The 12411-nt window shown below is 72.6% G+C and carries 12 protein-coding genes and 1 riboswitch; of the genes, 7 read left to right on the forward strand and 5 right to left on the reverse strand.

All coding sequences use genetic code 11. The features are described from left to right. Positions 1-151: 151 nt before the first annotated feature. Positions 152-1036, forward strand: a complete 885-nt coding sequence (locus tag ACIG0D_RS15650; protein ID WP_399800566.1) for an HAD family hydrolase — start codon at positions 152-154, stop codon at positions 1034-1036. A 45-nt stretch (positions 1037-1081) separates the two neighbouring features. Here the strand turns inward: ACIG0D_RS15650 and ACIG0D_RS15655 are convergent, their stop codons facing one another. After that, entirely contained in the window at positions 1082-1588 is a 507-nt protein-coding gene (locus ACIG0D_RS15655; protein ID WP_399800569.1) for a transglycosylase SLT domain-containing protein, read from the reverse strand. 5 nt (positions 1589-1593) lie between these two features. Next, positions 1594-1758: riboswitch (cyclic di-AMP (ydaO/yuaA leader) on the reverse strand. 641 nt (positions 1759-2399) lie between these two features. On the opposite strand from ACIG0D_RS15655, the gene ACIG0D_RS15660 reads away from it, so the two are divergent. From ACIG0D_RS15660 to ACIG0D_RS15675, 4 genes are all read left to right on the forward strand, one after another. Continuing rightward, the gene (locus ACIG0D_RS15660; RefSeq protein WP_399800571.1) at positions 2400-3410 is read left to right on the forward strand and encodes a polyprenyl synthetase family protein; all 1011 of its coding nucleotides are present in this window, start codon (positions 2400-2402) and stop codon (positions 3408-3410) included. A 483-nt stretch (positions 3411-3893) separates the two neighbouring features. Beyond that, positions 3894-5105, forward strand: a complete 1212-nt coding sequence (locus tag ACIG0D_RS15665; RefSeq protein ID WP_399800574.1) for an outer membrane lipoprotein carrier protein LolA — start codon at positions 3894-3896, stop codon at positions 5103-5105. A gap of 40 nt (positions 5106-5145) precedes the next feature. Continuing rightward, positions 5146-6237 carry an ABC transporter ATP-binding protein gene (locus ACIG0D_RS15670; protein WP_399800577.1) on the forward strand — a complete coding sequence of 364 codons (1092 nt, stop codon included), beginning with the start codon at positions 5146-5148 and terminating at the stop codon, positions 6235-6237. Further along, positions 6224-7135 carry an ABC transporter permease gene (locus tag ACIG0D_RS15675; protein WP_399800579.1) on the forward strand — a complete coding sequence of 304 codons (912 nt, stop codon included), beginning with the start codon at positions 6224-6226 and terminating at the stop codon, positions 7133-7135. Before ACIG0D_RS15670 ends, ACIG0D_RS15675 begins: the two co-directional genes overlap by 14 nt. An 84-nt stretch (positions 7136-7219) precedes the next feature. On the opposite strand, the gene ACIG0D_RS15680 is transcribed toward ACIG0D_RS15675, so the two are convergent. Then, on the reverse strand, positions 7220-7798 hold the full coding sequence (locus ACIG0D_RS15680) for a flavodoxin family protein (RefSeq protein ID WP_399800582.1): 579 nt from the start codon (positions 7796-7798) through the stop codon (positions 7220-7222). 205 nt (positions 7799-8003) lie between these two features. Between ACIG0D_RS15680 and ACIG0D_RS15685 the strand changes: the two genes are divergently transcribed. After that, entirely contained in the window at positions 8004-9149 is a 1146-nt protein-coding gene (locus ACIG0D_RS15685; protein ID WP_399800585.1) for a tetratricopeptide repeat protein, read from the forward strand. Positions 9150-9177: 28 nt separating this feature from the next. On the opposite strand, the gene ACIG0D_RS15690 is transcribed toward ACIG0D_RS15685, so the two are convergent. From ACIG0D_RS15690 to ACIG0D_RS15700, 3 genes are all read right to left on the reverse strand, one after another. Next, positions 9178-9657: a VOC family protein gene (locus ACIG0D_RS15690; protein ID WP_399800588.1), complete on the reverse strand. Its 480-nt coding sequence runs from the start codon at positions 9655-9657 to the stop codon at positions 9178-9180. 209 nt (positions 9658-9866) lie between these two features. Further along, a complete protein-coding gene (gene rarD, locus ACIG0D_RS15695; RefSeq protein ID WP_399800590.1) occupies positions 9867-10916 on the reverse strand; it encodes an EamA family transporter RarD in 1050 nt (349 codons plus the stop codon). A gap of 132 nt (positions 10917-11048) precedes the next feature. Next, on the reverse strand, positions 11049-11903 hold the full coding sequence (locus ACIG0D_RS15700; protein ID WP_399800593.1) for an SDR family oxidoreductase: 855 nt from the start codon (positions 11901-11903) through the stop codon (positions 11049-11051). A gap of 99 nt (positions 11904-12002) precedes the next feature. Between ACIG0D_RS15700 and ACIG0D_RS15705 the strand changes: the two genes are divergently transcribed. Further along, a complete protein-coding gene (locus ACIG0D_RS15705) occupies positions 12003-12374 on the forward strand; it encodes a winged helix-turn-helix transcriptional regulator (protein ID WP_399800596.1) in 372 nt (123 codons plus the stop codon). Positions 12375-12411: the final 37 nt, after the last annotated feature.

A 12411-nucleotide genomic window follows, 5' to 3' on the forward strand; every position in this document is an offset into this window, starting at 1 on the left:
GGTGTCCGCGGGCCCGGGCAGGCGGAGAAGCCGCGCCCGCCGGGCTCCGGCGAGGAGCGGACCGCGCGGACGCCGCCTGGGGGTGAAAACCGGACGGCGGAAAGGGAGTTGAGGGTGAGCGGGGCGGGCGCCGGGTCCGTATTCTCTGATCATGGCCGCACCCATCGCATATGCCGCGCGCACCGCGTACTCCCTCATCGCCACCGACCTCGACGGCACCTTGCTGCGCGGCGACGACACGGTCTCCGACCGGTCGCGCGCCGCGCTCGCCCGGGTGGCGGCGGCCGGCGCCCGGCATCTGGTGGTGACCGGACGGCCGGCCCCACGGGTGCGCCCGCTCCTGGAGGACCTGGGCTGCAGGGGACTCGCGGTGTGCGGACAGGGGGCGCAGCTGTACGACATCGACGCCGACCGGCTGCTGTGGTCGGTGACCCTCGACCGGGAGCTGGCGGAGACCGCGCTCGGCAAGATCGAGGCCGAGGCGGGGCAGGTGTACGCGGCGGTCGACCAGGACGGGGTCGACGGGCTGACGCTGATCGAGCCGGGCTACCGGATGCCCCACCCCACCCTGCCCGCGGTGCGGGTCGGGCGGCGCGACGACCTGTGGGGCGAGCCCATCAGCAAGGTGCTGCTGCGCCATCCCACGCTGTCCGACGACGAGTTGGCGGCGGTGGCCCGTTCGGTGGTCGGCTCGCTGGCCACCGTCACGATGTCGGGGCCGGGCACGGTCGAGCTCCAGCCGTGCGGCATCACCAAGGCGACCGGCCTCGCGCTGGCGGCCGACCATCTGGGGCTGCGGCCCGAGGACACCCTGGCCTTCGGGGACATGCCGAACGACATCCCCATGTTCGACTGGGCGGCGCACGGCGTCGCCATGGCCAACGCCCACCCCGAACTCAAGGCCGTCGCGGACGAGATCACCCTCTCGAACGAGGACGACGGCATCGCCACCGTCCTCGAACGACTTTTCGGTGAAACGGTGAGCCCGGCTCGGCCGGTGAGTCCGGCTCAGGCCATGAGCCGGCTCAGGCGGTGAGCCCGGCTCAGCCGGCGGAGGCCGGGCTCACTCGGTGAGCGTGGCTCAGTACGCGCCGAAGACGTTGTCGATGGAGCCGTAGCGGTCGGCCGCGTAGTTGCAGGCGGCCACGATGTTCGCGACCGGGTCGTACGGGTCGTACGCCGTGCCGGGCACGTGGTACGCCGCGAACGTCGGGTCGATGACCTGGAGCAGGCCCTTGGACGGGGTGCCCTTGGCGGCGTTGGAGTCCCAGAGGTTGATGGCGTTCGGGTTGCCGGACGACTCACGCATGATGTTGCGGTAGATGCCGTCGTAGCTGCCGGGAATACCGTGCTGGGCCATGATCGACATGGCCTGGCGGATCCAGCCGTCGAGGTTGTTGGGGTACGCCGTGGCGGCGGTCGCCGCGGCCGGGGTGGCAGCGGCGGCGCCGGTCGCGCCGATCAGCGGCAGCGCGAGCACGGCGACACCCGTGCCGGCGACGGCGAGGGTGCGGGCGAGACGGGTGCGGCGGCCCTTGACCGGCTGGTCGGCGGCGGACAGGGGCTGAGCGGGCACACGTGCGGGCATGGTGAACGTCCTCTCCCACGCCTGCGAGGTGAGCTGTCGGGTTCGGGCGGGGAGATGCCCGGCCGCGCGCCACAGCGCACGACTTCACCCCAAGCCGCCCCGGGCGATGCCCGGACCGGCGTGTTACCTGGGTCCCCCGCTCCTGCCGTACGAGTGAGTTCGTGGTGGGTGAGGCGGGCGGCGGCAGGATTCGGCGTCCGCCCGACGGACCCGGAACGTATGCGAGAGCCCGTGTCCGGAACAAGTACCGGATTCACTTATCGCGCCCGTTGACCATGATCGGCGCGTTTGGCGTACTTGATCCTTTTCTCCGGATCGGAGCCAACTGGCAGGAGCCGGTGGGGATCTGACGAGGGAACTGTGTGGAGCCTGTGACCTGGCTGCCGTGAGTCAACTCACGCTGGGGAGCAAAAACAGCAAAACGGGCAATAAGTTCAAGACGTGCCATGTCTGCCGCGGGAGCGGAACCCCTTATGGAGTGCGCGTCGTTGTCGTATGAGGGTCGGTCGGCGGGAACCGGGGAACCGGAGGAGTCGGGGGACCGGAGGAGTCGGGAGTCCGGGAGTCGGAGGAGCCGGAGAAAGAGGGAGGGAGGGGGAGAGGCGGTAGTCATGCGCATGTCACCACCGGAGATATCCCTTCTTATCAGCTGATCAAAAACATTCCGGGCGTGATCCGATACCGCCCGTGCTGTAACCGTGGGCGGCATCGGTGATCGAAACGTGACCGGATACGCTGACTTGAGTGAAGGCAGCGACGTATCGACAAACCGCGTAATCGCCAGTAGACACCAGCAGACAGGAGACCCCTCGTGACCGTCGTCGGGCCGTTCGGGCTGAGCGTGCGGGACCAGGCTCTGGAAGCCGATGTCCAGGCCGGATTGGCGGCTGTCGAGGAAGGGTTGCTCGAAGCCACCAAGAGCGAGGTCCCGTTCATCACGGAGGCCGCGCAGCATCTGGTGCGGGCCGGCGGGAAGCGGTTCCGGCCGCTGCTCGTGATGCTCGCCGCCCAGTTCGGCGACCCCTACGCGCCGGGCGTGGTGCCCTCCGCCGTCGTCGTGGAGCTGACCCACCTGGCGACGCTCTACCACGACGACGTGATGGACGAGGCGGCCGTGCGGCGCGGTGTGCCCAGCGCCAACACGCGGTGGGGCAACTCCGTCGCGGTCCTCACCGGCGACTTCCTCTTCGCCCGCGCCTCGCACATCCTCGCCGACCTCGGGCCCGAGGCGGTCCGGGTGCAGGCCGAGGCCTTCGAGCGGCTGGTCACCGGGCAGATCCTGGAGACCGCGGGCCCGCAGGACGGTCGCGACCCGGTCGACCACTACCTGGACGTGCTCGGCGGCAAGACCGGCTCGCTGGTGGCCGTCTCCTGCCGGTTCGGCGCGATGATGTCCGGCGCCGACGAGTCCGTCGTCAGCGTCCTCACCCAGTACGGGGAGCGGCTCGGCGTCGCCTTCCAACTCGCCGACGACGTGCTCGACATCGCCTCCGACTCCCACGAGTCCGGCAAGACCCCGGGCACCGACCTGCGCGAGGGCATCGCCACGCTGCCCGTGCTGAGGCTGCGCGAGCAGGCCGCGCGCGGCGGACGCGCCGAGGACGTCGCCCTGTGCGAGCTTCTGGAATCCGACCTCAGCGACGACGCCCGGCACGCCCGGGCGCTGGCCGCCCTGCGGGCGCACCCGGCGCTGGAGCAGGCCCGGCGGGACACCGTGCGGTACGCCGAGGAGGCGCGCGCCGCGCTGGCCCCGCTGCCGGAGTGCGACGCGAAGCGGGCGCTCCAGGAGCTGTGCGACGCGGTGGTCCACCGCGCGGGCTGAGCCCCGCCGGGCCGCACCGCGACCGTGGCCCCTGCCGTGATCGTGACCCGCACCGCGATCGCGGCCCCACCGCGACCGTGGCGCGCACCACGGCCATGACCCGCACCGCGATCGTGGCCCCCCAACCGCGATCGTGACGCCCACCACGGCCGTGGCCCGCACCGCGCCCCCACCGCGACCGTGGCGCGCACCACGGCCATGACCCGCACCGCGATCGCGGCCCCCACCGCGACCATGACCCCCACCGCGACCGTGACCCGCACCACGCCCGTGGCCCCACCGCGACCGTGACCCCTACGGGTCGGGGGAGATCCCGGCCCGCCGTGTCATACCCCAGCAGTACGCGGAGTTGATTCCGCGGTCTGACGAAAGCCGTGCCCGCTTTTGGTCAGATGGGAGGCACGGAAGGAAGCCACGGAAAAGCCACCACTCCTCACCCAATCGGGTGAGAATGGGCGGGCCGACGACGGAGGTAGGGCACACATGGCACCGTACGAATCCGACGACAGCACGACCGCACGGCGGCGCAAAGCCGTCCGGTACGTCGTTCCGGTCGCGGTGGTGGGGGTGGCGGCCGGGACCATCGGGCTCGTCCCCGCCCTCGCCGACTCCGGCAGCCCCGACCTGCCGGAGATCACCGCGCAGCAGCTCATACAGAAGATCGCCGAGTCGGACGTCGAGCGGCTGTCCGGCACGGTGAAGATCGCCACGGACCTGGGCCTGCCCGACCTCGGCGGCCTCGAGGGCGCCCTCGGCGGCGCGGCGCCGACCGCGCCCGGCGGCGGGGACGGCTCCGCAGCGGACCCGTCGGCCAAGCTCACCGAGCTGGCGACCGGCACGCACACCCTGCGCGTCGCGGCCGACGGCCCGGACCGGCAGAAGCTGTCCGTGATCGAGAACGCCGCCGAGTACAGCCTCATCCACAACGGCAAGGACGTCTGGGGTTACGACAGCGCGTCCAACGAGGTCTTCCACGGCACCGCGGACGAGTCCGGCCGGCCCGCCGCCGAGTCCCCCGCGACCCCGAAGGACTTCGCCGAGCAGGCGCTGAAGGCGGTCGACGACACCACCTCCGTCACCGTCGACGGAACCGCGCAGGTCGCCGGGCGCGACGCCTACAAGCTGCTCATCGAGCCGAAGCAGTCCGGCTCCACCGTCGGCGCGATCCGCATCACCGTGGACGCGAAGACCTGGCTGCCGCTGAAGTTCACCCTCACCCCGGCGAGCGGCGGCGCCGCCGTCGTCGACGCCGGCTTCACCCAGATCAGCTACGCCAAGCCCGCCGCTTCCACCTTCGACTTCACCCCGCCCAAGGGCGCGAAGGTCACCGAGGAGAGCGAGGCCGAGCGGCAGCACCTCATCCCCAAGGGTGAGGACGATCCGGCCAAGGGCTTCGACAAGGACCTGGGCAAGGGCTTCGAGGACGGCTCCGAGGGCATGAAGGTGATCGGCGAGGGCTGGAACTCCGTCGCCGTGTTCGACACCGGCGGCCCGGGCCTGCCGAGCGGCGACGAGGTCGGCGGCGACCTGGGCGGCTTCCTCGACTCCCTCGGGGACCAGGTCAAGGGCGACTTCGGCTCGGGCACGGTGTTCGAGACCCGCCTGATCAACGCCCTGATCACGGACGACGGCAAGATCTACGCCGGTGCCGTCACCAAGGAGGCGCTGGTGAAGGCGGCCGACGCGGATCGGTAGACCGGCCCCACGGAACGACTCGGCCCGAGTGAGGGAGCCCATGCGCGAACCGCCCGCCACGGCAGGGGACGACCACGCCGACCGGAACGACCACGCCGACCGGAACGGCCACGCCGGTCGGAACGGCCACGCCGGTCGGAACGGCCACGCCGGTCGGAACGGCCACGCCGGTCGGATCGGTCCGGACGGTCGCGACGACCCGGACGGCGTCATCGTCACCCGTGCGCTCACCAAGCGCTACCGCGGCGGGCAGCTCGCCGTCGACGGTCTGGATCTGACCGTCCCGGCGGGCAGCGTCTTCGGCTTCCTCGGCCCGAACGGCAGCGGCAAGACCACCACCATCCGCATGCTCATGGGCCTGATCGAACCGACCTCCGGCACGGCGCGGGTGCTCGGCCGGCCCATGCCGCGGGCCGCCCGCGCCGTACTGCCACAGGTCGGTGCCCTCATCGAGGGCCCGGCCCTGTACGGCTTCCTCTCCGGCCGCGACAACCTCCTGCGCTACGACGCCGCCGACCCGACCGCCGACCCGCGCACCCGGCGCGCCCGCGTCGCCGCCGCGCTGGACCGGGTGGGGCTCACGGCGGCGGCGGGCAAGAAGGCGAAGGCGTACTCCCTCGGTATGAAGCAGCGCCTCGGCCTCGCGGCGGCCCTGCTCCAGCCCCGCAGGCTGCTCGTCCTCGACGAGCCGACCAACGGCCTCGACCCGCAGGGCATGCGCGAGATCCGCACCCTCGTGCGGGAACTGGCCGACGACGGCACCACCGTCTTCCTCTCCTCCCACCTGCTCGACGAGATCGAGCAGGTCTGCACCCATGCCGCGGTGATGGCGGGGGGCCGCCTGATCACCCAGGCCACGGTCGCCGACCTCGCGGCCGGGCTGCGCGGCCGGCTGGTCGTGACCACGCCGGACACCGGGGACGCGGCGCGGGTGCTGAAGGAGAGAGGGGTCGCGGACGTCGTCGTGGAGGGGGAGCGGGTGAGCGCGGAGGCGCCCGAAGGGGAACTCGGCGACCTCAACGCCGCGTTGGTCACAGCGGGGGTCCGGGTGCGCGGCTTCGGGGTCGAACGGGCCTCGCTGGAGGACGCGTTCGTGGCGCTGACGGGGGAGGGGTTCGATGTCGCGGGCTGAAGCCACGGTGGCGCGGGCCGACGCCACGGCGCCGGGCGGGCGCGCGCCGCGCCCGCTGTGGTCCCTCGGCCTCTTCCGCAGCGAGCTGGTCATCACCTTCCGGCGCTGGCGCACCCTCGCGCTGCTCGGGGTGCTGGCGGCCGTGCCCGTGCTGGTCGGGATCGCCGTGAGGATCGAGACCGGTGACGGCTCGTCGGTCGGCGGCGGGGGCGGCGGAGGCGGCGAGGGCCCGGCGTTCATCGCCCAGGTCACCAACAACGGGCTGTTCCTGGTCTTCACCGCGCTCGCCGCGACCCTGCCGTTCTTCCTGCCGATGGCGGTGGGCGTGGTGGCGGGCGATGCGCTGGCAGGCGAGGCCAACGCGGGCACGCTGCGCTACCTGCTGGTCGCCCCGGCCGGCCGGACCCGGCTGCTGCTCACCAAGTACGCCACCATCATGGCCTTCTGTCTGGCCGCCACCCTCGTGGTCGCGCTGTCCGCGCTGACGGTCGGGGCGCTGCTGTTCCCGCTCGGCGACCTCACCACCATCTCCGGAACCCGGATCGGTTTCGCCGAGGGGCTGGGCCGCGCCCTGCTGATCGCGCTGGCCGTCGCCGCCTCGCTGACCGGGATCGCGGCGCTCGGCCTGTTCGTCTCGACGCTCACCAACAGCGGCATCGCGGCCATGGCGACGACCGTGGGCCTGCTCATCACGGTGCAGATCCTCGACCAGATACCCCAGCTGGACGCCCTGCACCCGTACTTGTTCTCCCACTACTGGCTGTCCTTCGCCGACCTGATGCGCGAGCCGGTCTACTGGGACGACCTGGCCAGAAACCTCGGCCTCCAGGCGCTGTACGCGGCCGTGTTCGGCTCGGCGGCGTGGGCGCGGTTCACGGCGAAGGACATCACCGCCTGAGGCGCGGGCGAGACTCACCCCTGCCGGGGGACCCGGGTTCAGCGCCGCTCGGGGAAGCGGCTCAGCCCCGCTCGGGGAAGCGGCTCAGCCCCGCCCGGGGAAGCGGGCGAGCGGGGCCTCCCGCGCGAAGAAGGTCTTCGCGCGGGCCAGCGCCTCGGTGTCGTTCAGTACGTCGCCCGGCTTGCTGCCGTTGCCGAGCAGCACCCCGCCGAAGCGCATCCCCATGTACGCGGCCGAGTGGTTGAGGGTGCCGATCAGCGGCTCGGCGACCTCGGCCTCGGTGGCGAGAGCGGTGACGCCCCACAGGGTGCGCCCGGCCATCGCCGCCCGGAAGTCGACGCCGGGGGTGCGCAGCCAGGCCGACCAGTGGTCCAGGTAACGCTTGGTCTGCGCGGACACCGAGTACCAGTACAGCGGCGAGGCGATCACCAGGTCCGTCGCGGCGAGCGTGGCGTCACGCAGGAGGGTGACGTTCTCGTGCTCGGGGCGGGGGCCGTCGCCGGAGTGCCGGCGGTCCTCGAAGTCCGGCAGCGGGTGCTCGGCGAGGTGGATCCAGCGCTGCTCGACGTCGCCGGAAAGCTGTTCGGCGGCCCGGCGGGCCAGCAGTTCGGTGTTGCCGTCCCGGCGGCTGCTGCCGAGCAGGAAAAGAAAGCGACGGGCCATGGGATCCCCCTGTGGACGAGCTGATGCCGGGCATCATATGCACCTGCATGTATTCGCCGTCCAGCCCGCCGTCCGGCCTCGCCGGGCGGCTCTTGAGACGAGGCTGTGACGCCGCGGTGACCGGAGCACCGTGGGGAAGCGGAGAGACTCGACGATAGGGTCCAGGGTCCGCCGACTCGCGGACGCGTTTCGATTGAGGGAACCGATGTCTCGACTCAGCCGCGAGCAGCAGCAGGAACAGCAGCGCGACGGCGCGCCTCCGGCTGCACCGGTCGACGTCCGCGTCTTCGCCGCCGACGGAAGTGGCGGCGGCAGCGGTGACGGCACCGCCCCGGGCCCCGGCGCGGTGACGGTCGACGGGACACCGCTCCTCCCCGCCCCGGGTGAGGAACCGCAGCAGTCCGTCCTGAACCACCTCCACCGCATCGCGCTCAGCACCGGCCGACCCATCCTCGCGACCATCCACGACGAGCGCATCGGCTACGTCGTCCCCCTCCAGGTCGACCCGGACGGCTCCAGCCGCTTCACGAACCGGCCGTCGCGGACGCACCCGTCGCCCGCCCCGGCCCCCGCCCCCGCCGTCAGCCCGGGTGCCGCCGCGCCCCCCACGGGCACCTTCGGCCCGCCGCCGGTCATGGCCACCGAGCCGCACCCCGCGCCGCTCCCCGCACCCACCCACCCCACGGTCAACCTCAACCCCATCGCCCCCGCCCCCAAGCCCACGCCTGCCCCCGCCCCCAAGCCCACGCCTGCCCCCGCCCCCAAGCCCACGCCTGCCCCCGCCTCCACCGCCACCGCCACCCCCACCCCGCCCCGAGGTTTCGACGCCGTCGCCGAAGCCGTGCTCGGTGACGACGCCCCCGAGTCCGCCGCGGAGCGGACACCGCTGACCGAGCCCCTGGCCCGCATCGGCGAGGCGGTGAAGGAAGGCCGGATAGACGACGCGTCCACGCTCGCCGACCAGGCGCTGCGCGACGGCACGGCGCTGCTGGGACCGGAGCACCCGGAGATGCTGCGGCTGGGCGAACTGACCGCCTACGTCGCCTACCTGGCCGGTGATCCGCTCCGTGCCTTCCGGCTCTCCGTCGACCTGGTGCACGCCCGCCGCCGTACCGGCGACGCGGAGGCGGCGTACGGCAATGTGCAGAGCGCGGCGACGGCCTGGCGCGCGGTACGCGATCCCCTGCGCGGCCTGGATCTCGGGAACGAGCTGATCGCCCTGTGGTCCGCGCTGGCCGCCGAGCCCGGCCCGGCCGCCGAGGACGCCGAGCAGCTGCGATCGGCGCGCAGTCGCATGAACCGCCTGGCCGAACGCGCCCGCAAGGCGGCGGCTCAGCCCTTGGCGGAGTGATCCACGGACGCCGCCCGCCGCCGCGCCCCTACTGCACGCAGAACTCGTTGCCCTCCGGGTCCGCCATCACCACCCACTGACCGGCCGGTTCCCGCACCTCCCGCAGCACGCTCGCACCCAGCGATCTGAGCCGTTCCACCTCGGCCTCGCGGCGGCCCTCGCCCGGATGCAGGTCCAGATGGAGCCGGTTCTTGCCGCTCTTCGGCTCGGGGACGCGCTGGAACAGCAGACGGCGGCCGAGGCCGGTGCCGCTGTCCTCGTCGTACGGGTCGTCGGGGTGCCGTACGGCGATCAGATCGCGGAAGGCGGGGCGGCCGTGGAAGTCCACGGTGGCCTCGGCGGGCAGTACGCCGCCCTCCAGCAGCCGCCGGACGAGCGCGCTGTTGTCCTCGGCCCGGTAACCGAGCGCGGCGGCCCAGAAGTCGGCCTGGGCATGCGGGTCGCGGGCGTCGACGACGAGCTTCCAGTGCACGGGTGCGGGCGCGGACGCCCCGGCTGACTCATCCATACGTCAGTTATAGAACCCGCGCTGACAACGGCCCGGCAGTCACCTCGGGGGTTCGTGCACGGGGTGGCGACGAGACCCTCGCACCCGCTGCCTGCGGCTCCGCGCCGCCCGCCCACAGCCCGCCGCCCCGCCCACGGCCCGCCGCCCGGCCCACGGCCCGCCGCCCGGCCCACGGCCCGCCGGACCCGCCCACGGCCCCGAGCCCGCCCCTACGGCCGCCCGTCGACCGCCGACGCCGACGCGTCGTGCGCGCCCCGCCCGGCTCCGGCCGTACCCACCGGAACACCGGCCGTCCCACCCGAGACGCCGGCGGTTGCGGTGCCGCCCGCGGCAGCGGGGGCCTCCGCCGCCTGCCGCAGCGTGCGCGCGGTGCGGTGGGCCGTGCGCAGGGCGTCCCAGGTGAGGAGGGTCAGGGCCAGCCAGACCAGGCCGAAGCCGGCCCAGCGCTCGGGCGGCATGGCCTCGTGGAAGTAGAGGACGCCGCACAGGAACTGGAACACGGGGGCGAGGTACTGCAGCAGCCCGATGGTGGACAGCGGCACGCGGATCGCGGCCGCGCCGAAGCAGACCAGCGGCAGTGCGGTGACGACACCGGTGGTGGCGAGGAGCGCCGCGTGTCCCGGGCCCTCGCTCGTGAAGGTGGAGTCGCCCTGCGCCCCCAGCCACAGCAGGTAGCCGAGGGCGGGCAGGAACTGGATCGCGGTCTCGGCGGCCAGCGACTCCAGGCCGCCCAGGTTGACCTTCTTCTTGATCAGGCCGTAGGTGCCGAAGGAGAAGGCGAGGGCGAGGGAGATCCACGGGGGACGGCCGTAGCCGACGGCCAGGACGAGGACCGCGACGACGCCGATGCCGACCGCCGCCCACTGCACGGGCCGCAGCCGTTCCTTCAGCAGCAGCACGCCCAGGGCGATGGTGACCAGCGGGTTGATGAAGTAGCCGAGGGAGGCCTCGACGACCCGGTCGTTGTTCACGGCCCAGATGTAGACGCCCCAGTTGACGGCGATGACGGCCGCGGCGACCGCGATCAGCGCGAGCCGGCGCGGCTGCCGCAGCAGCTCACCGGCCCACCGCCAGCGCCGCAGCCCGAGCAGCACCGCGGCGACGACGGCGAGGGACCACACCATCCGGTGGGCGAGCACCTCGGTCGCCCCGGCGGGTTTGAGGAGGGGGAAGAAGAGGGGGAACAGCCCCCACATCCCATACGCCGCGAAGCCGTTCAGCAGACCTATGCGCTGCTCACCCCTGGACTTCCCGGCCACGGCTCCTCCTTCTCGCACACGTCCGTACGCCCGTCCGTACACACGCCTCGACGCACGAAGGTAACGCCGCACGCCCCCGCCTGTCATGCCCGTATCGCCATACGGTCATGACAGACCGGGAGGTGGTCGTGATCAGCTCTTCAGCGCCGCGGCGACCGCCTCCGCGAGCGGGGTCGTCGGACGGCCGGTCAGGCGGGAGAGGTCGCCCGTGGTGACCTCCAGCTCGCCCTTCTCGATGGAGAGATCCACACCGGCGAAGACCGCGGCCACCGGCTCGGGCAGCCCGGCGTCGGTGAGGATCTCGGTGTACGCGTCGACGGAGACGGCCTGGTAGACGATCTCCTCGCCGGTCTGCCGGCTCAGTTCCGCGGCGTAGTCCGCGAAGCCGAACGAGGTGTCGCCGCCCAGCTCGTACGTCTGGTTCTCGTGCCCCTCACCGATCAGCACGGCGACCGCGGCGGCGGCGTAGTCCGCCCGGGACGCCGCCGAGATACGGCCGTCGCCCGCGGCCTGGACGACGGCGCGGTGCGCCAGCACCGGGGCCAGGTTCTCGGTGTAGTTCTCGAAGTACCAGCCGTTGCGCAGCAGCGTGTACGGCACTCCGGAGGACAGCAGGATCTCCTCGGTGGCACGGTGCGCGTCGGCGAGCGCGGCGGTCAGGCTGCCGGGGGCGCTGGTGTAGGCGAGGAGCGCGACACCGGCGGCCTCGGCGGCGTCGATGACCACCTTGTGCTGGGCCGGGCGGTCCTTGTCGATCTCGTTGCCGGAGATCAGCAGCACCTTGTCGCCCGCGGCGAAGAGGCCGTCGAAGCTCTCGGGCGCGTTGTAGTCGGCGACGGCCAGGAGTACGCCGCGCGCCGCGAGGCCGGCGGCCCTGGCCTCGTCCCGTACGACCGCGGTGATCTGCTCGGCGGGGACCTTCTCCAGCAACTGCTCGACGACGTGACGGCCGAGCTTTCCGGTGGCTCCGGTGACGACGATGCTCATGCTTCGCAACTCCTTGGGGGTGTCTGAATGCCTCTGTTCACTAACCCTAGGATTTGCGCTAACTATCGGAAAGTACCCACTTTGAAGTAAGGTACTGGCATGGCGGTAAGTGACTGGCGGAGCGACGGCGACGGGATGTGCCCCCAGCGACTGGTGCTGGAGCACGTCACCAGCCGGTGGGGCGTCCTCGTCCTGATCCACCTCCTGGAACGCCCGCACCGCTTCAGCGAGCTGCGCCGGGCGATCGGACGGGTCAGCGAGAAGATGCTCACCCAGACCCTCCAGACCCTGGAACGTGACGGCCTGGTCCACCGGGACGCCAAGCCGGTGATCCCGCCCCGCGTGGACTACTCCCTCACCGAGCTGGGCCGCGAGGCCGCCGAGCAGGTGCGCGCGCTGGCCTCGTGGACCGAGCGGCGGATGGACGCGGTGGAGAACGCCCGCCGCGCATACGACGAGGCCCGGGCCTGAACCCGGGCATACGACGAGGCCCGGGCCTGAGCCCGGG

Origin of the sequence: Streptomyces sp. NPDC052773 (assembly GCF_044547145.1) — a bacterium.
In the GTDB taxonomy this organism is placed as follows: Bacteria; Actinomycetota; Actinomycetes; order Streptomycetales; family Streptomycetaceae; genus Streptomyces.